This window comes from Streptomyces sp. NPDC050528, assembly GCF_044457795.1.
In the GTDB taxonomy this organism is placed as follows: Bacteria; Actinomycetota; Actinomycetes; order Streptomycetales; family Streptomycetaceae; genus Streptomyces.
This window is the reverse complement of the sequence record NZ_JBITHH010000001.1, coordinates 899,401-918,459: the sequence shown is the minus strand read 5'-3', so window position 1 is coordinate 918,459 and position 19,059 is coordinate 899,401. Positions and strand designations below refer to the sequence as shown.

The 19,059-nt window shown below is 70.1% G+C and carries 21 protein-coding genes and 1 pseudogene; 15 read left to right on the top strand and 7 right to left on the bottom strand.

From position 1 onward, the window contains the following. The first annotated feature begins 39 nt into the window (after nt 1-39). Nucleotides 40-234, top strand: coding sequence for a hypothetical protein (locus tag ACIBK4_RS04215; protein ID WP_019072052.1), 195 nt, complete (start codon nt 40-42; stop codon nt 232-234). A 54-nt stretch (nt 235-288) separates the two neighbouring features. Here ACIBK4_RS04215 and ACIBK4_RS04210 read toward each other — a convergent pair whose 3' ends face one another. Genes ACIBK4_RS04210 through ACIBK4_RS04200 form a run of 3 tightly spaced genes read right to left on the bottom strand, consistent with a single transcriptional unit; the run spans nt 289 to nt 1,540 of the window. Continuing rightward, entirely contained in the window at nt 289-489 is a 201-nt protein-coding gene (locus ACIBK4_RS04210) for a DUF397 domain-containing protein (RefSeq protein WP_398991898.1), read from the bottom strand. After that, nucleotides 486-677, bottom strand: coding sequence for a DUF397 domain-containing protein (locus ACIBK4_RS04205; RefSeq protein ID WP_398991896.1), 192 nt, complete (start codon nt 675-677; stop codon nt 486-488). The genes ACIBK4_RS04210 and ACIBK4_RS04205 overlap by 4 nt, the downstream gene beginning before the upstream one ends. Continuing rightward, entirely contained in the window at nt 674-1,540 is an 867-nt protein-coding gene (locus ACIBK4_RS04200; RefSeq protein WP_398991894.1) for a helix-turn-helix domain-containing protein, read from the bottom strand. Before ACIBK4_RS04200 ends, ACIBK4_RS04205 begins: the two co-directional genes overlap by 4 nt. 157 nt (nt 1,541-1,697) lie before the next feature. On the opposite strand from ACIBK4_RS04200, the gene ACIBK4_RS04195 reads away from it, so the two are divergent. The 10 genes and pseudogenes from ACIBK4_RS04195 to ACIBK4_RS04150 all read left to right on the top strand — a co-directional run bounded on the left by ACIBK4_RS04195 (nt 1,698) and on the right by ACIBK4_RS04150 (nt 11,525). Further along, entirely contained in the window at nt 1,698-2,207 is a 510-nt protein-coding gene (locus tag ACIBK4_RS04195) for an ATP-binding protein (protein WP_398991891.1), read from the top strand. Between the two features lie 222 nt (nt 2,208-2,429). Next, entirely contained in the window at nt 2,430-3,329 is a 900-nt protein-coding gene (locus tag ACIBK4_RS04190) for a helix-turn-helix domain-containing protein (protein WP_398991890.1), read from the top strand. Between the two features lie 53 nt (nt 3,330-3,382). Further along, nucleotides 3,383-3,794: pseudogene (locus ACIBK4_RS04185) on the top strand (Uma2 family endonuclease). Between the two features lie 26 nt (nt 3,795-3,820). Beyond that, nucleotides 3,821-4,678 (top strand): N-acetyl-1-D-myo-inositol-2-amino-2-deoxy-alpha-D-glucopyranoside deacetylase, encoded by an 858-nt coding sequence (mshB, locus tag ACIBK4_RS04180; protein ID WP_398991888.1) that lies wholly within the window; start codon nt 3,821-3,823, stop codon nt 4,676-4,678. After that, nucleotides 4,678-5,094, top strand: coding sequence for a DUF6113 family protein (locus tag ACIBK4_RS04175; RefSeq protein WP_398991886.1), 417 nt, complete (start codon nt 4,678-4,680; stop codon nt 5,092-5,094). The genes mshB and ACIBK4_RS04175 overlap by 1 nt, the downstream gene beginning before the upstream one ends. Nucleotides 5,095-5,244: 150 nt before the next feature. After that, nucleotides 5,245-7,860, top strand: coding sequence for a hypothetical protein (locus tag ACIBK4_RS04170; RefSeq protein WP_398991884.1), 2,616 nt, complete (start codon nt 5,245-5,247; stop codon nt 7,858-7,860). 170 nt (nt 7,861-8,030) lie between these two features. Further along, entirely contained in the window at nt 8,031-8,957 is a 927-nt protein-coding gene (locus ACIBK4_RS04165) for an ABC transporter ATP-binding protein (RefSeq protein ID WP_398991882.1), read from the top strand. Continuing rightward, nucleotides 8,954-9,694: an ABC transporter permease gene (locus tag ACIBK4_RS04160; protein WP_398991880.1), complete on the top strand. Its 741-nt coding sequence runs from the start codon at nt 8,954-8,956 to the stop codon at nt 9,692-9,694. The genes ACIBK4_RS04165 and ACIBK4_RS04160 overlap by 4 nt, the downstream gene beginning before the upstream one ends. Continuing rightward, nucleotides 9,691-10,914 (top strand): sensor histidine kinase, encoded by a 1,224-nt coding sequence (locus ACIBK4_RS04155; protein ID WP_398991878.1) that lies wholly within the window; start codon nt 9,691-9,693, stop codon nt 10,912-10,914. The genes ACIBK4_RS04160 and ACIBK4_RS04155 overlap by 4 nt, the downstream gene beginning before the upstream one ends. Then, on the top strand, nt 10,911-11,525 hold the full coding sequence (locus ACIBK4_RS04150; protein ID WP_398991876.1) for a response regulator: 615 nt from the start codon (nt 10,911-10,913) through the stop codon (nt 11,523-11,525). Before ACIBK4_RS04155 ends, ACIBK4_RS04150 begins: the two co-directional genes overlap by 4 nt. A gap of 131 nt (nt 11,526-11,656) precedes the next feature. Here the strand turns inward: ACIBK4_RS04150 and ACIBK4_RS04145 are convergent, their stop codons facing one another. Together ACIBK4_RS04145 and ACIBK4_RS04140 are read right to left on the bottom strand one after the other, a co-directional pair. Next, nucleotides 11,657-12,544, bottom strand: a complete 888-nt coding sequence (locus ACIBK4_RS04145; RefSeq protein WP_398991874.1) for a tetratricopeptide repeat protein — start codon at nt 12,542-12,544, stop codon at nt 11,657-11,659. Further along, nucleotides 12,541-13,551 (bottom strand): GNAT family N-acetyltransferase, encoded by a 1,011-nt coding sequence (locus tag ACIBK4_RS04140; RefSeq protein ID WP_398991872.1) that lies wholly within the window; start codon nt 13,549-13,551, stop codon nt 12,541-12,543. The genes ACIBK4_RS04145 and ACIBK4_RS04140 overlap by 4 nt, the downstream gene beginning before the upstream one ends. 140 nt (nt 13,552-13,691) lie before the next feature. Between ACIBK4_RS04140 and fdxA the strand changes: the two genes are divergently transcribed. Together fdxA and ACIBK4_RS04130 are read left to right on the top strand one after the other, a co-directional pair. Further along, nucleotides 13,692-14,012, top strand: a complete 321-nt coding sequence (gene fdxA / locus ACIBK4_RS04135) for a ferredoxin (RefSeq protein ID WP_019058397.1) — start codon at nt 13,692-13,694, stop codon at nt 14,010-14,012. Nucleotides 14,013-14,124: 112 nt separating this feature from the next. Further along, nucleotides 14,125-15,219, top strand: coding sequence for a bifunctional succinyldiaminopimelate transaminase/glutamate-prephenate aminotransferase (locus tag ACIBK4_RS04130; protein ID WP_398991870.1), 1,095 nt, complete (start codon nt 14,125-14,127; stop codon nt 15,217-15,219). Between the two features lie 125 nt (nt 15,220-15,344). Here ACIBK4_RS04130 and ACIBK4_RS04125 read toward each other — a convergent pair whose 3' ends face one another. Both ACIBK4_RS04125 and ACIBK4_RS04120 read right to left on the bottom strand, forming a co-directional pair. Beyond that, nucleotides 15,345-15,797 carry an ATP-binding protein gene (locus ACIBK4_RS04125; protein WP_366431485.1) on the bottom strand — a complete coding sequence of 151 codons (453 nt, stop codon included), beginning with the start codon at nt 15,795-15,797 and terminating at the stop codon, nt 15,345-15,347. Nucleotides 15,798-16,069: 272 nt separating this feature from the next. After that, nucleotides 16,070-17,044 carry a heavy metal transporter gene (locus tag ACIBK4_RS04120; RefSeq protein ID WP_398991868.1) on the bottom strand — a complete coding sequence of 325 codons (975 nt, stop codon included), beginning with the start codon at nt 17,042-17,044 and terminating at the stop codon, nt 16,070-16,072. Between the two features lie 85 nt (nt 17,045-17,129). Here ACIBK4_RS04120 and dapE point away from each other — a divergent pair, with 85 nt between their 5' ends. Next, nucleotides 17,130-18,209, top strand: coding sequence for a succinyl-diaminopimelate desuccinylase (gene dapE, locus ACIBK4_RS04115; protein ID WP_398991866.1), 1,080 nt, complete (start codon nt 17,130-17,132; stop codon nt 18,207-18,209). 76 nt (nt 18,210-18,285) lie between these two features. After that, nucleotides 18,286-19,044 carry a TIGR00730 family Rossman fold protein gene (locus ACIBK4_RS04110; protein ID WP_318018671.1) on the top strand — a complete coding sequence of 253 codons (759 nt, stop codon included), beginning with the start codon at nt 18,286-18,288 and terminating at the stop codon, nt 19,042-19,044. The last annotated feature ends 15 nt before the right edge of the window (nt 19,045-19,059 follow it).

Genomic DNA, 19,059 nt, shown 5'->3' with positions numbered 1-19,059 from the left:
GACCCCCCTAGTCCCTGGGATCATTGGAGGTGAGCCGCCGTGGCACTCTCGATTTCGGCGGTGGTGCTGCTGGCGATCGTCGTCTTCCTTCTGGTCAAGAAATCAGGGCTGAAGGGCGGACACGCGGTCGTCTGTGTCCTCCTGGGCTTCTATCTGGCCTCGTCGACGGTCGCGCCCACGATCAGCGATCTCACGACCAACATCGCGAGCATGATCGGCAGCATCAAGTTCTGACCGGCCTCAACCGCGCGGCGTGCTCGAAGTCACGAGTCCGCCGCGCGTTGTCGTTCAGGCCTGGGACACGTACGGCACGAAGTCCGTCCACGCGTCCGGGGTGACCGTGAACCGAGGGCGGGGGCGGGGGCCTTCGGCGGTCTTGGAGTCGCGGATGTGGACAGCGCGGGGCGTTACGGCGATCTCGACGCAGGAGTCGCCGTCAGGGCCAGCGCTGTAACTGCTCTTGAACCAGGTCAGTTCAGGCGCTGTCACGCTTCTCCCAGCTGCTGCACGAAACCTGTCCACGCTGCCGAGGTGACCGTGAACCGAGGGCCCTCTACGTTCTTGGAGTCGCGGACGTTGACTATGCCGGGGGCGGTGGCGATCTCGACGCAGGAGTCGCCCTCGGGGCCGTCGCTGTAGCTGCTCTTGTACCAGGCCAGTTCGGGCTCGCGGATCATGTTTCTCCCAGCAGGCGTTCGATGAAGGACAGAGACTCCCGTGGGGTGAGAGCCTGAGCCCGAATGGTGCTGTATCGCAGCTCAAGAATGCGAAGCTGCTTCAGCTCAGAGGTCGGGCGACCATTGAACGCCCCGTCGGAGCGCCCCACCGCCGTACCGTCCACGAACTTCAGCACCTCGATCTTGCCACTCAGTCCAGGGTGAGCCCCAGAGTCGGTCGGCATTACCTGAAAGGTGACGTTGCGTAGCTCCGCAACCTCCGCCAGGTGTTCGAGCTGCTGACGCCAGACCATTGTGCCTCCCACCCGTCGGCGTAGCGTCACCTCTTCCTGAACGAAGCTGAGCATGGGCGCCGGAGATCGCTCGAAGATTGACTTCCGCGCCATGCGAGCAGCGATCAGGCGCTCCATCTCCCCTTCCGAGTAAGCGGATTGGGATACCTCGAACAGGGCTCGCGCGTGTTCCGGTGTCTGCAACAGGCCGTGGAGGCTGAGCCCGACGTAGACCCCGAATTCAACCGCCTTGGCTTCCGACTCCGCCAGGTCCCGCACCTTCTTCGGATACCGGACCTTCTCCACGTCCTCCTTCATCGCGGCGATCAACCCATCCGCCCCCAACACCTCCTCCGCCTTGTCCAGATACTCGGGCCGGGGGATCCGCTTACCGCCCTCGATCTTGTAGACGAGGTCCTCGCCGTACCCCACCGCGACCGCGAATTCCGCGACCCGCATGCCTGCGGCCTCGCGTCGCAGCCTCAACTGCCGCCCGACCGTCGCGAGGACGGCCAATCCCCACTCGTCGTCCGGGTCGACCTCCCAACCCGGCTCATCCGCCTCGCCGTTGACCTGATCCGGTTCGCTCATCCCGCACCCCTCCTGATCCGTACGACCGTGCCGCGACGCCCCTACCCGCGCGACCGGTCCAGACAGCTTGGACACGACCGGACAACGCCTGGACAGTCACCGTACGCAACGGCCATGTCACTGTTCACGGTAAACACGGACGGCCACGCTGAGTGACGTGATTCAAGAAACCACCGCCTCGGAAGCCCGGCCCAAACCCCAACTCGGCAACCCCACCCGCAACTTCACGGTGCAGTTGTCCCCCACGCTCCGCGGCGCCCGCCTCGCCCGTCTCCTGGCCACCGAACAACTCCGGTCCTGGGCCGTCCCGTTGGACCCGGCCCGCCAGATCGTCGCCGAACTCGCCACCAACGCGGCCACGCACAGTCGCGTACCGGGGAGGGATTTCAGACTCACCCTCTACGTCGTCGCCGGCATCCTGCGCATCGAGGTCACCGACACCCGGGGTGACCGACCGCCGTGCCTCCAAGTCCCGGCGCCGGGCGGGGAGTCGGAGTCGGGCCGGGGTCTGCTGATCGTCGACGCGCTCGCCGACCGCTGGGGCTGGGACCCGGGACCGCGCCCCCGCAAGACGGTCTGGGCCGAACTGCGCCTCGCACCGAAACCCGGAAACCCGAACTCCGGTGCGGGTGACGCCTTTTCCCAAGAACCCACGACGGCGAAATGACCCCCACCAAGCCCCACCCCACCCTCCCGGCGGCCGGAGCCGACACTCACCCATCCGGGTGAACATCATCAACTGGGCTGGATTCCGAGCGGGTTACGTGATCTACGCTCAGCGCAGCAGCAACTCAGGCTGTGCACACCAACCTTCAGACATACGACGGCCCTCGCCGGGACGGCAATCCCAAGGCGAGGGCCTGACCACCAAGGAAGAAGCCCCTTCCCGATGGATACGCACGACATTAGCGCGCCCTCGCGCGCCCAGTCCCGGCACGCCGCCGACAAACACCCGAACCAGCGGAGCAACCGCGCACCCGGCGTCGGTCTCACCCACGAGAACGCCCGCCACACCACCCGCTTCACGGTGATCGGCAACCACCTCGCCCAGCACCCGGAGTTGTCGGCGCTGGCGATCGGCCTCGGCGTCCACATCCAGTCCCTCCCCGCAGGGGCCCGCGCCGACATCAACACCCTCGCGGCCCGCTTCCCGGAGGGCAGGACCCGAATCGCCGCCGCGCTACGGGAGTTGGAGACCCACGGCTACCTCCGCCGCGAACGGCACCGCATCCCGGACGGCCGCATCGTCACCCGCACGATCTCGTGCAACCAGCCCGGAAGCAGCCGTAGAGAAGCCCACAGAGATGCTCCCGCGGCACCCAAAGCAACCGGCGCAGCCAGGACAACCAGGGCAGCGAAACCCGCGCCCCGCAAGGCGCTGCCACCTGTACCGCGCCCGGCGTACCCGGCCCCCGCGCTCGTCCAGCAGGCCACGGATCTCCTGGCGGGCCTCCGCCGCCACGACCCCCGCCTGCTCCTCTCGGCCTGCGACACGGCCCACCTCGCCCCGGGCGTCGCCGCCTGGCTGGAGCGGGACGTCACCCCCACAGCCGTACGCCACGCCCTGACCGCCGATCTGCCCCCCGAGGCCCTGCGCCGCCCCGCCGCCCTCCTGGCCCACCGCCTGACGGCCCAACTGCCACCCCCGCCCCCGTTCCGGACCCCGGCGCCACCACCGGCCGTACGGCACCCGCTCCAGACCTGCGAGGCCTGCGACCGCGCTTTCCGCTCCCCAACCCCAGGTCGCTGCCGCGACTGCCGAACCGATGCTCCGGAGGCCGCCTGGTGAAAGGGCCGCTCCCTTCCCGCCGTTACCGGGCCATGAGGGACTTCCTTGAGTCCATGGACGACACCCTTCCGGGCAGGTTCGAGATCACCAAGGAGGGGATGGACGCCGGACGTGGAAGGCGAAGCCGAGGGCATCATGCGGCGTCCCGACGTGATGGTGATCGCTTGGGCGGACATGGACGTGCCGGGTTCGTTCGACCCGCGCACTCTCGTCGCCGCCGTCGAAGTGGTCTCCCGCTCCAACCCGGACAACGACTGGGTCAGCAAGATGCGCGACTATCCCCTGATCGGGATCCCCACCTATGCCGTCTTCGACCCGCGCACCGGTACCGGCGCCGTCCTCACCGACATCCACGCCACCCCCGACGGCCCCCGCTACGCCACCCGCAAGGACTTCGTCTACGGCGAGGACGTCACCATCGGCGACTGGACGATCGCGACGGACAACCTGCCGCGCTACGGGTGAGGCCCGTGGCCTCGTAGGGTGGGGGTATGACCGAACTGCCCGCCCGTCGTCTGCTCCTGGTGCACGCGCATCCGGACGACGAGTCGATCAACAACGGCGCGACGATGGCCAAGTACGCGGCCGAGGGTGCCCACGTGACGCTGATCACGTGCACCCTCGGAGAGGGCGGCGAGATCATCCCGCCCGCGCTGCGGCATCTGTCGGGCGCCGAGCTGGCCGAGGAACGGGAGAGGGAGCTCGCCGCCGCCATGAAGGCTCTGGGGGTCACCGATCACCGTCTGCTGGGCGGGCCCGGGCGGTATCGGGACTCCGGGATGATGGGTACCTCGGACAACGACGACCCCGGCTGCTTCTGGCGGGCCGACGTCGACGAGGCCGCCGGGCATCTCGTCGAGGTCATTCGTGACGTGCGTCCGCAGGTTCTTGTGACCTACGACCCCGACGGGGGGTACGGGCACCCCGACCACATCCAGGCCCACCGTGTCGCCATGCGTGCGGCCGAACTCGCCGCTGACGCCGGGCAGTTGATCGACAAGGTCTACTGGAATCGCGTACCCCGGACCGTCGTAGAAGACGGTTTCGCGCGGCTGCGGGACGCGTTGCCGGAGTTGCCCTTCGGGGAGACGGCCGCCGTGGACGATGTGCCGGGGGTCGTGGACGACGGGCGGATCACCACCGTGATCGACGGCACCGCGTACGCCGCCGCTAAGACCGCCGCGTTGCGCGCGCACGCCACGCAGGTCGAAGTGGCCCCGGACGCGCCATACTTCGCGCTCTCGAACCTCCTCGCGCAACCCGTGTTCACCACCGAGTACTACGAGTTGGTCCAGGGGGTACCCGGTGGGGCGCCCGAGACCGATCTCTTCGAAGGGCTGGGCCTGTGATGAGTGCCACCAACGGCGGGAGTCTGCTCGCGCAGCCGCTGCAACGGCCGTCCGCGCTGCGGGTGTTGGCCTACCTCGGGCTCTTCGTGCTCGGCGCGGTCGTCGGGGCGGCCGGGGCGCTCGTGCAGGCCGCGTGGTTCCCGGGCGGGCTGCTGCTCGCGCTCGTGGGAGCGGCCGGGGCGTTCGTCGGCGGGGCGAGAGCGACCGAGGGCCGGGGCGGTGCCGTGGCGCCCGCCGCCGGCTGGATGGTGGCCGTCATCCTGCTCACCGCCAGCCGCCCGGAAGGCGACTTTCTTTTCGGCGCGGGGGTCGGTTCCTATCTCTTCCTGCTCGGCGGGATGGCCGTAGCTGTGATCTGTGCCACGTTGGGTTTGGGGCGGCAACCAAGCAGCCCTGACGTCCGACTTGGCAAGTGACGTACCACTTCGCGGTGACGCGCGCGTGCGAGTCCGGTGTGGGTTTCCCCAGCGGCCGTGGGATACCGCCAAGAAGTGGCCAGTATGGTGGTGCGCGCCGCCGAGTCGCCCGTGGGTGTCGGGCGGCGGAGCCAACCGGGAGAACCTGCCTTGAGTCGTGAAACTGACACTCCGTCCTCCGGGCCCGACGGGCGCGGCGGAGCCGCTTACCCCTCGGGGACCCCGCCGTACGGGACGCCCGCGGCTTCCGACGACCGTACGGATGCGGGGCGTTCGGCCGCGCAGCCGGAGGAACGCAAGACCGAGACGACGCTGACGACCCGGATCCGGATCAACATCCCCGGTTCGCGGCCGATTCCGCCTGTCGTCGTGCGCACGCCCGTCGCGGACACCGAGTCCGGCGACGGCTCCACGACCGCCGAGGTGCAGCTGCCGAGTTCCGCGCTGCCCACGCGCGGCGTTGTCGAGCCGACCGGCGAACTCGCGCTGCCCGGCGCCGAGGAGAAGACCAGCGACTGGTTCGCACCCCGCAAGTCCGGCCCCGCGAAGGGCGGTCAGGGCGGTGGCGGCACCAACGGCGCGGGAATTCCGGGTGGTTCGGCCGCCGGTACCCCGAGTGCGCCCGCTGCCGGTGCGCCCGGTGCGCCCGGTCCGGGCAGGCCGAGCCCCGGCCGCCCCGGCGGTGTGGTCGGCGGCATGAGCGTGACGGGCGCCGCCCGCCAGGCCGCCGCGAACGGCGGCACGAACGGCGCCGGAATCGGCGGCGCCACCGGAGCCGGACCCGTCGCCCCCGGGCACGGTGGCGGCACCGGTTCCTTCGACGTGACGGAAGCACTGGCGGCCGGTAATGGGTCGCGCCCGAACGGCGGCGGACCGAACGCTGGTCCCAACGGTGGCGGTCCCGGCGAACCGCGCCGCGACACCCTGCCGTACTTCTCGGACAACGGGCAGCAGGGCGGTTACCCCGGCCCCAACGGGCAGGGCGGCCAAGGCGGTTACCCCGAGCCCAACGGCCAGGGTGAGCCGGGCGGTTTCCCCGGGGGCAACGGTCCCGGCGGGCGAGCCGAACAGTTCCCCGGGCCGAGCGGCCAGGGCATGGGCCCGGGCGGTCCCGGTGGTCCGGGTGGACCCAGCGGTTTCAACGGCCCGAACGGGCGCGGTGGCCAGGGCGGTCCCGAGGGTCCCGCTGGCCCGACCGGCGGTCCGGTCACCGGCAACGGCCTGATGCTCCCGCCCGGCGGCCCCATGGGCGGAGCCCCGGGTGCGCCCAGCGCGCTGAGCGGCTACGCGGACGGTCCCGGACCCGGCGGCCCGAACGGCACCGGCGGTCCCGGAGGCCCTGGCGGCCCCGGCACCCCGGGTGCGCCCTCCGGCCGTCACGGCAGGGGGCCCGGCGGTCCTGGCGCAGGTCCCGGTGGTCCCGGCGCGGGCTCCAACGGTCTTGGCGTGGGGCCCGGCGGTCCCGGTGGCCCGGGTATGGGCCCTGGCGGTCCCGGTATGGGTCCGGGCGGCGCGAGTCTCCCCGGGGGCATGATCCCCGGCGGTGGGCTCAGCGACGACACCGCGATCCTCACCCCGCAGAAGCCGGCCCCCGAACCCGGTGGCCCCGGGTACGGCGCCCCCGCCGACCAGGTCTCCGGACACACCGTCACCAGCGGTATGCCGGTCATCCCGGGCGCGGGCAACGCGCCGTTCGGCACCGGCACCCACCCCGACGGACCGCTCCCGCACACGCCCCCGAAGCTGCCCGACCCCGGCTCGGCACAGAGTGCGCCCGTCGCCGCCAAGAACTCCGGCAAGAGCGCGAAGAAAAAGAAGAAGGGCCGCAGCAAGCTGGTCCTGCTCTGCGTCGGCGTGATCGTCATCGGCGGCGGCGCCTACTGCGCGGGCCTGCTGATGAACCACACCGACGTGCCCAAGGGCACCACCGTGCTCGGCGTCGACATCGGCGGCGGCACCCGTGACGACGCCGTCAAGAAGCTCGACGACGCGTTCGGCGACCGCGTGAACAAGCCGCTGAAGCTGTCGGTCGGCGGAAAGACGGTCTCGCTCAAGCCGGACCAGGCGGGGCTGCAGTTCGACACCACGGCCACCGTCAGCGCGGCCGCCACCAGCGACTACAACCCGGTCTCCGTGATCGGCTCGCTCTTCGGCCAGCACCGGGTCGTCGCCCCGGTCATGCCGATCGACGAGGAGAAGCTCCAGGCGGCCCTCGCGGACCTCGGCGGCGGCTCCGGCTCCGGCGCGGTGACCGAGGGCACGATCCAGTTCACGTCCGGCAAGGCGGTCGCCGTCTACGGCAAGGCGGGCAAGGCCATCGACGCGTCCGCCTCGACCGGGGCCGTCGAGGAGGCGTACCGCACCGAGGTGGAGACCGGCACGGCGACCGCGGTGACCGTCCCGACGACCACCAAGCAGCCGACGGTCTCGAACGCCGAGGTCGACCGCGAGATGAAGGCCTTCGCGCAGCCCGCGATGTCCGACCTCGTCACGGTCAAGACGGACACCGGGGTCACCCTGCAGCTGAGCCCGAAGAACTCCCTGTGGAAGTTCCTCAAGGTGAAGGCCGTGGGCGGCAAGCTCACCGACAGCCCCGACCTGACCGCCCTCAAGACGCTCTACGGCAGCACCTTCGACAGCGTCCAGATCACCCGGGCGAGCGGCCAGAAGACCGCCGTCACACCCGAGGACGTCTACCTCGCCCTGCGCAAGGCCCTGGTGAGCAAGACCGACCGGGTGGGGATCATCGACACGACCCCCAACTAACCGCACAGTCAGTCGTACGACGAGGGGGCACCCGGCACAGCGCCGGGTGCCCCCTCGTCGTACGACTGACTGTGGTGCGACATCCGCCCCCCGCCCATGACATCTGTCATGCGGCACACCGGACCGCCGACACTGCCGGGCGGTGGCCCCCGGCGGCCAGGATGGTTGCCATGACGACAACAGCGGCGACCACCGGCAACCCGGTGGTCGGGTTCGATCAGGTGAGCAAGAGCTACGGCGAGGTCCGGGCCGTGGACGGGCTGTCGCTCGTGCTGCACCCGGGGGAGACGGTGGCCCTGCTGGGTCCGAACGGGGCCGGCAAGTCGACCACCCTGGACCTGCTGCTCGGCCTCAAGCAGGCCGACCGCGGCACGGTCAGCGTCTTCGGGACGAGTCCGCGCGAGGCCATCGTCGCCGGGCGGGTGGGCGCGATGCTCCAGAGCGGCGGCCTGATGGACGAGGTCACCGTCGGTGAACTGGTCAGGCTGGCCTGCGACTTGCACCCCAAGCCGTACAAGGTCGCCGACGTGATCGCCCGCGCGGGCATCGCGCAGATCGCCGACCGCAAGGTCAACAAGCTCTCCGGCGGCCAGGCCCAGCGCGTCCGCTTCGCCCTCGCGACCGCGGGCGACAGCGACCTGATCGTCCTCGACGAGCCGACCACCGGCATGGACGTCACCGCCCGCCAGGCCTTCTGGGCGACCATGCGCGAACAGGCCGACCAGGGCCGTACGGTCCTCTTCGCCACCCACTACCTCGAAGAGGCCGACGCCATCGCGGACCGCGTCCTGGTCCTGCACCGAGGCCGGCTCCTCGCGGACGGCACCGCCGCCGAGATCAAGGCGAAGGCGGGCGCCCGCAAGGTCGCCTTCGACCTGGAGGGCGAGATCGACGAGGCGCCGCTGAGGTCCCTCCCGTTCCTGACGTCGATCGACATAAGCGGCTCCACGATCCGCATCCAGTCCACCGACGCGGACGCGACCGTCCACGCGCTCTACGGCCTGGGCGTCTACCCCCGCAACCTCGAAGTCGCCGGGCTCGGCCTGGAGCAGGCCTTCGTCGCCATCACCGCCGCCGAGGAGGCCAAGCAGTCATGAACAGCCTGATCAAACTGGAACTCACCCGCGCCCTGCGCAACCGCAAGTTCCTGTTCTTCTCGGTGATCTACCCCTCGGCCCTGTTCCTGCTGATCGCGGGCAGCGCGGGCGGCACGGACAAGATCGACGGCACGGGCCTGACGGTCGCGACCTACATGATGGTCTCGATGGCGTCCTTCGGCGCCCTGACCGCCGTCCTGATGGGCAACAGCGAGCGCATCGCGAAGGAGCGGGAGAGCGGCTGGGTACGGCAGTTGAGGCTCACCACACTGCCCGGGCGCGGCTATGTGATCGCGAAGACGGCCAGCGCCGCCGTGGTCAGCCTGCCCTCCATCATCGTCGTCTTCATCGTCGCCGCGACCGTGAAGGACGTACGGCTGGACGCCTGGCAGTGGCTCGCGCTGACCGGCGCGATCTGGGCCGGGAGCCTGGTCTTCGCGGCGCTCGGGGTGGCCATCGGGTACATGGCGAGCGGGGACGCGGTCCGCCCGATCACGATGATCACGTACTTCGGACTGTCGATGCTGGGCGGCCTGTGGATGCCCGCGACGACGTTCCCCGACTGGCTCCAGTCCATCGCGAAATGGCTGCCCACGCACGCGTACGCTGCCCTCGGCCAGGCGATCGAGCAGAGCCGGTCGCCGCACGCCAAGGACGTCACCCTCCTCGTCGTCTACTTCGCCCTGTTCGCGGGCGGGGCGGCCTGGCTGTACCGGAAGGACACGCTGAAGGCGTGAGCGCGATGACCGAGGACCCGCTGCCGGAGAAGGCCAGGGTGGAGCGGCTGATCCGGATCGGACAGCCGCCCCGCGACCGGGGCGAGATGCTGCGCAAGCTGGTGTGGATCCTGCCCTGGCTGGTCTTCCTGGGCGCACCCGTCCAGGACCTCACGGCCCACCACCACACCACCGCGGCCACGACGGCCGGCTGGGTGGGCCTGGTGGCCTTCACCGCGATCTACCTGGCGGTCGTCTTCCGCACCATGGGCCGCCCGTACTCCGGCTGGCTGGTCGGCGCCATGGTCGCCGTGCTGTGGGTCCTGGCGGTCGCCCTGACCTGCTCCCTCGGCCACGCCTGGCTCGGCCTCTTCGTCTACGTCTCCGTCACCTGCGGGGTGACCCTCCCGCTGCTGGCCGCGTACTGGACGATCCCGCTGACGACGGCCGCGATGATGCTCGCGGGCTGGTACGTGGACGACCTGGACGACGCCTGGGGCCTGTTCCTGATCGTCCTGCTGGTGGGCTACTCCATGACGGGAGTACGGCAACTGGTGCGCACGACGGTCGAGTTGCGCAAGGCGCGCGCCACGGTGGCCCAACTGGCGGCGAACGAGGAGAGGTTGAGGCTGGCGAGAGACCTGCACGACCTCCTGGGCCACTCCCTCTCCCTGATCACGCTGAAGAGCGAACTCGCGGGCCGGATGCTCCCCGGCCACCCCGACAAGGCGGCCCAGCAGGTCGCCGACATCGAACAGGTCAGCCGCCAGGCCCTGGTGGACGTCCGCGAGGCGGTCACCGGCTACCGCCGCCCCCGCCTGGCCGGCGAACTGGCGGGCGCGCAGGTCGCGTTGACGGCGGCGGGAGTGATCGCGGACCTCCCAGTCGAACCGGACCTGAAGGCCCTGTCGAAGGAGAACGAGTCGGCCCTGGCCTGGGCCCTGCGCGAGGCGATCACGAACGTAGTCCGGCACAGCGGCGCCCAGCGCTGCGTGGTCGAACTGGTCCGACGCCAGACCCTGGACGGCCCGATGCTGGAACTCTCCGTCGAGGACAACGGCTCGGGCGGCTCGGGCGGCTCCGGCAAAGGCCCCGGCAACGGTCTGACCGGCCTCACCGAGCGCCTGGAGAAGACCGGCGGCTCCCTGGAGACGACCCGCCTCAAACACGGCTTCCGGCTGGTGGCACGGGTGCCCGCCGACGCCCCGGCCGCCGTGACGGACGTAGGATCCCCCGCATGAGCCGTACGATCAAGGTCCTCCTCGCCGAGGACCAGTCGATGGTCCGCGAGGCACTGGCCGCACTGCTCGGCCTGGAGGACGACATCGAGGTCGTCGCCCAAGTCGCGCGCGGCGACGAGGTGTTGACGGCAGCACGGGAGCACGCCGTGGACGTGGCCCTCCTCGACATCGAAATGCCGGGTTGCACGGGCATCGAGGCGGCGGCCCAGGTCCACAAGGCGCTCCCGGCGGTGAAACTGGTCGTCCTCACGACCTTCGGCCGCCCCGGCTACCTCCGCAGCGCGATGGAGGCGGGAGCGGACGCCTTCCTCGTAAAGGACGCACCGGCGGCCCAACTGGCGTCAGCGGTACGGAAGGTACTCGCGGGGGAGCGGGTCATCGACCCGACCTTGGCTGCGGCGGCCCTGGCGGAGGGCGCCAACCCTTTGACCGACCGCGAGCGCGAGGTGCTGCGGGCGGCGGCGGACGGTTCGACAAACGCCGAGCTCGCGAAGGCGCTGCATTTGTCGCAGGGCACGGTCCGGAACTACCTGTCGACAGCGATCCAGAAACTGGCGGTACGGAACAGGGCAGAGGCGGTGCGAATCGCAAGGGAAAAGGGTTGGTTGTAATCGCAGGCTAGGCCGATCTCCCTAGGGGCGCGGGGCTGTATCGATTTGCGGCTCCGCCGCGTGGGCGCGACCAGCCACGACGAGCCCGCACTCGCAAGCCGACAGAAGCCCCAACGGCGAATAGGCGAAGGTCAGTTCAACATGGCCCGAGCCGATGAAGCCTGCCCCCGCACCCGCTCCGCAGCAGCTTCATCCACCGCAGCCACCACCTCGGCATAAGCATCCAACTCAGCAGCGCCGGTCAAGAAATCCCCGCGCTGCACAAGAAGTTGAGCCCGCTCATACCGCAACCGAGCCGAATGAGACGGCAACACCAACGCCAACTCAACGGCCCACAGGGCAACATCCGACCGCTCAGGCCTCGCCGCCGCCCACGCCCGAATGTTGTTGAGAACCCGCACCACCACATCAAGGGGATCAGCCGGCTCCAGCATGGAAGGCCGCAAAGTCGCCCCCACCAACAACTCCGCATCACCCCCGGACAACACCCGCCCCCCGTCAAAGGGATCAACCAACACCTGATCCCCAGCCCCGGCCCCCACCCCGAACCCCACAACAAAATGCCCCGGCAACCCGACCCCGTACACCGGCGCTCCCGCCCGCCGCCCAACCTCCATCCACACCACGGACAACAAGATCGGCAACCCACGCCGCCGCCGCAACACCGCGTGCAGCAACGAGGACTCCAGCCGCTGATAGTCAGAGGGCGAACCCCGGAACTCGAACCGCTCACCCAGGAGTCGACGCAAGGCGCCGGCCCAGGCACCGGGCCCGCCGGGACGGTACGGCACCTGTCCGGCCAGCCCATCAAGCTCCACCTGGACGGAGTCGATCCCGGCGTCGTCCAGCCCCCCGTCCGCCGCGGCCCCCACCAGCAGACACAACGTCGCAAGATCGGGCCGCTCGGCCCGAGCCTCCGCGGCGAACAACTCCCGCACCTCGGCGGCCCGTTCAGCCGAAGGAGGGCAGGGCGAAGACGCGGCGAACTCGAACCCGAACCCGGACCCGGACCCGCTCACGACGAACCATCGCGAGGGTCGCGGTAGTGGTGATAGGCGTGATGCGCGGAGAACCCCATCCCGGAGTACAACGCCCGCGCCCCCACATTGTCCGCCTCGACCTGCAACCACGCGGCCGAAGCCCCCTCCTCCAACGCCCGCGAGGCCAACGCGGCCATGACGAGCGAGGCGAGCCCCCGCCGCCGTAGCGCCGGATCCACCTCGACCGCGCCGAATCCGGCCCACCGCCCGTCGACGACACACCGCCCGATGGCGGCGGGAGCCGAGTCCGCATCCTCGCCGGGCACGGTCGCGAACCACACGGACGGCCCGCTCCCGAGCACCTTCAGAGCCACCTCGCTCACCCCCTTGCGCTGATAGCGGGCCAGCCACCCCTCGTCGGCGGACCGGGACAGCACGACCCCGGACGGGTCGGCGCGGTCGGCGACGGGGGCCAGCGCCCCGACCCACAGCTCGGCCGTGACCTCACGGGTCCAGCCGCGCTGTTCGAGCTCGGCGCAGAGCAGCTCCTGCGTGCCCTCGGCGCCGGTCGCGGTCTGGACGTACGCGGGCAGGCCCCGGTCGCCGTACCACCGTCGTACGACACTCAGGGCCTCGTCGAGGGGCAGGCCGGGATCGCCGAGCGGGAGCACGGAGTTGGCGCGCCGGGTGTATCCGGCGGCGGCGCGCAGCTCCCACGCGCCGAGCCGTTCGCTCACCACCGGCCGCCACGCGCGCGCGGAGACATGGGCCAACTCCGGGTAGCCGGCGGAGGGTCCCCGCCGACGGGCCGGGGCGGCCGGGACGACCTTGCCCGCGACCAGCGAGGATTCCGACATACGGACGGACTCGCCACCCTTCCGTGTGATCGTCAGCACACCGTTGTCCCATGATGTGAGAACACCCACCGTGTCGGTGAACTTCTCCGTCGTGTCTTCAGCATCTGTCAAGCACCTGACGGACACCCGTTTGCCCACGTCAGCAGCGGTTATGCGGACCTCAAGACGTCCCGCCGCAGAGATTTCCACAGGTCAGTTCACCCCTCCTGTATGGATCACGCCCCGGAACGGAGATACTAGGTGCGGGCATGGACGACGCCGCGCTCCAGCGCGCCTGGCGGCGGAGCCTACGGAGGCCCGCCAGCGCCCTATCGAGGAGGAACGACAGCGTGACCTACGTCATCGCGCAGCCTTGTGTCGACGTCAAGGACAAGGCGTGCATCGAGGAGTGCCCGGTCGACTGCATCTACGAGGGCTCCCGGTCCTTGTACATCCACCCGGACGAATGCGTCGACTGTGGAGCCTGTGAGCCGGTGTGCCCGGTCGAGGCGATCTTCTACGAGGACGACACTCCCGAGGAGTGGAAGGACTACTACAAGGCGAACGTCGAGTTCTTCGACGAGCTCGGCTCCCCGGGCGGTGCCAGCAAGCTGGGCCTGATCGAGCGCGACCACCCGTTCGTCGCCGCGCTGCCGCCGCAGAACCAGTAAGAGCGGCCCGCACAGACGCGCGCCGCCTCGGTCCCGTACGGCCTGATCACGCCCGATCAGCGCCCTACGGGGCCGAGGCGTTTGCCGTACCGAAGAAAGTGAGCGAGTAACCGTGTCCGCAGTAACCGACCGCCTGCCCACCTTCCCCTGGGACAAGCTGGAGCCGTACAAGAAGACGGCCGCGGCGCACCCGGACGGCATCGTCGACCTGTCGGTCGGCACCCCGGTGGACCCGGTTCCCGACCTGATCCAGAAAGCGCTGATCGCCGCGGCCGACTCGCCCGGCTATCCGACGGTCTGGGGCACACCCGCACTGCGCGACGCGATCACCGGCTGGGTGGAGCGCCGCCTGGGCGCCCGCGAGGTGACCCACCGCCACGTCCTGCCGATCGTCGGCTCCAAGGAACTCGTCGCCTGGCTCCCGACCCAACTGGGCCTGGGCCCCGGCGACCGCGTGGCGTACCCGCGCCTGGCGTACCCGACGTACGAGGTAGGCGCCCGCCTGGCCCGAGCCGACTACGAGACCTACGACGACCCGACACAGCTGAACCCCGAGGGCCTGAAGCTCCTCTGGCTCAACTCCCCGTCGAACCCCACCGGCAAGGTGCTCGGCAAGGACGAACTGAAGCGCGCCGTCTCCTGGGCCCGCGAGCACGACATCCTCGTCTTCTCCGACGAGTGCTACCTCGAACTGGGCTGGGAGGCCGACCCGGTCTCGGTCCTCCACCCGGACGTCAACGGCGGTTCCTACGACGGAATCGTCGCCGTCCACTCCCTCTCCAAGCGCTCCAACCTCGCCGGTTACCGCGCGGCCTTCCTCGCCGGCGACCCCGAGGTCCTCGCCCCCCTCCTGGAAATCCGCAAGCACGGCGGCATGATGACGTCGGCACCCACGCAGGCAGCGGTGGTGGCAGCCCTCGCCGACGACACCCACGTCCAGGAGCAACGCGAGCGCTACCTGACCCGCCGCACGGCCCTGAGGGAGGCCCTCGTCGCCCACGGCTTCCGCATCGAACACAGCGAGGCCAGCCTCTACTTGTGGGCAACAAGGGACGAGTCCTGCTGGAAGACGGTCGCCCACCTGGCCGACCTAGGCATCCTCGTAGCCCCGGGCGACTTCTACGGAGAGGCCGGCGAAAACTTCGTAAGGGTTGCTTTGACAGCTACGGATGAACGAGTCCGTGCAGCTGTAGAGAGGCTGGGCTGAAGTTTTTAGGGGCGCGGGGAACTGCGCGACAAGCCCCCACCGGCTGGCACTCGACGAACAACCGAAAAAGGGGTCCAGGGAACTCCCTGGACCCCTTAACGCAGCCGCACTAAAACGCAGCCGAATTAGCCGAGCGGCAGCCCCTTCAGCGGCAGCTCCTGCGCCGTGGGCAACCCACCCTTGGTGACGGCGTCCGTAGGCAACCCGCCACCCGACGTCGCCGTCTTAGCGGTCTCACCCAGCAGGCCTCCGGCCTGCCCAGCCGTATCCCCGGCAACATGCTGCGCAGCCGGCGCCACCGTCTTGGCAACCTTCCCACCGGTCTTGCCCGCGGCCGGCACCGCCTTCTCCAGGGCCTGGCCACCGGACTTGCCGGCGACCCCCGTGACATTCTGGCTCGCGCCGTCGACCGTGTTGCCGACGCTCGCCCCGTCCAGGGCGGTCAACGCGCCCAGGTTCGGGGTGGCCGGCAGGGAGGGGGCCGCACTGGCGGAGCCGGCCGCACCGACCCCGGCTGCCGCTCCCGCTGCGACGAGCAGCGCGGCACGGGCGATCCGGCGGGTCAGGGGGAGGGACATGATGCTCCTTGTGTTGATCTCCGGGCTCGGACGCAGTGACTACCGCTCGAAGCGCGCGAAGGTTGCGGAGCGGCAACGTAAAGAGTTGGCAATGCGTCGCATTATCAGCTACGGATAAAAACGGACAAAGAGCGCCGGGTGTGAAAGCCCGCCAAACGCTCACAGCCCTTTGTTTTCAAGGACTCCGGCGCAAGCGGGGGTGACTGCGCGAAAACCTGAGCCCACCCGGGTCGGGATCGGCTGCGCATGACCCCTACGGGTGAAGATCCGTACTACTGCCCGGTCTGCCGCGAGGTCACTATCCGCACCCCGCCGGAGGCCTTCGCCGAGGTCGAGTGCCACGGGTCGTCCGCGCTGCCGGCGGCCCACTCGCGACCGGCGTACGACACCCGCTCGATGTGCAGCACCGAGGAGTTGGCGACCGCCCAGTGCGCGAGCTGCCACCCGGTCCGCGTGCTGCCGGACCGCACCGGCAGGGTCACGGTGCTGCTCCCGCCGCTCGCACTCGCGCTGGGGGACGGCGTCGACTTGGCCTTGGCCTTGGCCTTGGACGACGAGTCACTGGTCACCTCCGCGCCCGTCTCCTTCAGCACCGTGCGCCCGAAGTCCCGTACCAGCGCGGCCCGTACGGCGTCCGGACCGACGGCCGCCTGGGTGCTGTCCGGGAGGCCCTGGCAGGTCAGCGTGGCGGCCGCCTGCCCGGTGAGGGCGGCGGACAGCAGCGTGGCCTCGGGCTCGTGCTTGGCGTACGCCTCCGGGTAGCCGCTGCGCTGCACGCGCTGCGCGGCGACGGTGAGGGGGAGCTGCTGATAGTCGTTCACCTTGGCGAGGTGCTCGTAGAAGACGCCCGCCGCGTACGTCGGGTCCAGGATCTCCTTCTTCGTGCCCCATCCCTGGGAGGGCCGCTGCTGGAACAGGCCGAGCGAATCCAGGTCGCCGTGCTGGATGTTGACCAGCTGCGACTCCTGGAGGGCGGTCGCGAGGGCGATCGTCACGGCCCGCTCCGGCATCCCGCGCCCGGTGCCGACGGCGGCGATCGTGGCCGCGTTCATCGTCTGCTCCTGCGAGAACTCGTAGGCCTGGCCGTCGTCCTTCCCGGAGACCACCTTGCAACCGGGCCCGCCCCGGCCACCGGTGACGTACTGGACGACGAGATAGCCCGCGACCGCGAGCAGCACCACGAACGCCGAGGAGAACCGGAAGAGGCGGCCGCGGCGACGCTTCTTGGGGGTGGGGGACTGGAGCATCCCCACAAGGTAGCGGAGGCTCCTGTTACCGCTGCGCCGGGTGTGGACAAACGGTGGAGAGACCCTTCGGGTTAGGGTCGACGCCATGGCCGACACCGCACTTGACCTCACACTGGACGCCGCACGGCTCACCGCGCAGCTCGTCGACTTCCCCTCGGAGAGCGGCACCGAGAAGCCCCTCGCCGACGCGATCGAGACCGCCCTGCGCGCCCTGCCGCACCTCACGGTCGACCGGTACGGCAACAACGTCGTCGCCCGCACGAACCTCGGCCGTACGGAACGCGTCGTCCTGGCCGGCCACATCGACACCGTCCCGATCGCCGACAACGTCCCCTCGCGCCTCGACGAGAACGGCGTCCTGTGGGGCTGCGGCACCTGCGACATGAAGTCCGGCGTCGCGGTCCAACTCCGCATCGCGGCAACGGTGTTGACCCCCAACCGCGACCTGACGTTCGTCTTCTACGACAACGAGGAGGTCGCCGCCCACCTCAACGGCCTCAAGCACGTCTCCGAGGCCCATCCCGACTGGCTGGAGGGCGACTTCGCGGTCCTCCTGGAGCCGACGGACGGTCAGGTCGAGGGCGGCTGCCAGGGCACGCTCCGGGTGTTCCTGAAGTTCAAGGGTGAACGAGCGCACTCCGCGCGCGCGTGGATGGGCTCCAACGCGATCCACGCGGCCTCAAAGGCGCTGGCCAAGCTCGCCGCGTACGAGCCGCGCACCCCGGTCGTCGACGGCCTCCAGTTCCACGAGGGCCTCAACGCGGTGCGCGTCGAAGGGGGCGTGGCCACCAACGTCATCCCCGACGCGTGCACCCTGGTTGTCAACTTCCGCTATGCGCCCGACCGCAGCGAGGAGGAGGCGGAGGCCTTCGTACGCGACTACTTCGCCGACTGCGGGGTCGACGAGTTCATCGTCGACGACCACACCGGCGGCGCCCGCCCCGGCCTGACCCACCCGGCCGCCGCTGCCTTCATGGCGGCCGTCGGCGGCGAGGCCCGCCCCAAGTTCGGCTGGACCGACGTGGCCCGCTTCAGCGCGCTCGGCGTGCCCGCGGTGAACTACGGCCCCGGCGCCCAACTCCTCGCCCACAAGGTCGACGAGCGGGTCGAGGCGGCCCTGATCCCCGAGGCCGAACGGCGCCTCGTGGACTGGCTGACGGGCTGACATCCGTACGTCCCCCCGCTGTAACCCGCGTAGACCTACGCTGAGGTGGAAACACCTGCAAGTGGAGGGAGCGCACATGGCTACAGGCAACCCCGAGGGCAAGCAGCAGCCACCGGAGGAGCAGCGCCTGGGACCGGTCCTCCGGCGGCGCGGCCAGGTGACCGCGAGCACGACCGACCAGCGCCTCCTGGACGCGGGCGGCCCCTCGGACTGGGTCCACACCGACCCGTGGCGCGTCCTGCGGATCCAGTCGGAGTTCATCGAGGGCTTCGGCACCCTGGCCGAACTGCCGCCCGCGATCAGCGTGTTCGGCTCGGCCCGCACCAAGCCGGACTCCCCGGAGTACGAAGCGGGCGTACGCCTCGGACGCGCCCTCGTGGAGGCCGGCTGGGCCGTGATCACCGGCGGCGGCCCCGGCGCCATGGAGGCGGCCAACAAGGGCGCTCTGGAGGCCAAGGGCATCTCCGTCGGCCTCGGCATCGAGTTGCCCTTCGAACAGGGCCTCAACGCGTACGTCGACATCGGGCTGAACTTCCGTTACTTCTTCGTCCGCAAGATGATGTTCGTCAAGTACGCCCAGGGCTTCGTGGTCCTCCCCGGCGGCCTCGGCACCCTCGACGAACTCTTCGAGGCCCTCACCCTGGTCCAGACCCAGAAGGTCACCCGCTTCCCGATCGTCCTCTTCGGAAGCGAGTACTGGGGCGGCCTGGTCGACTGGCTCAAGAACACACTGATCGCCCAGGGCAAGGCGTCGGAGAAGGACCTGCTGCTGTTCCACGTCACGGACGACGTGGACGAGGCGGTAGCACTGGTGTCGAAAGAAGCGGGACGGTAACTCCGGTCGCTTTCG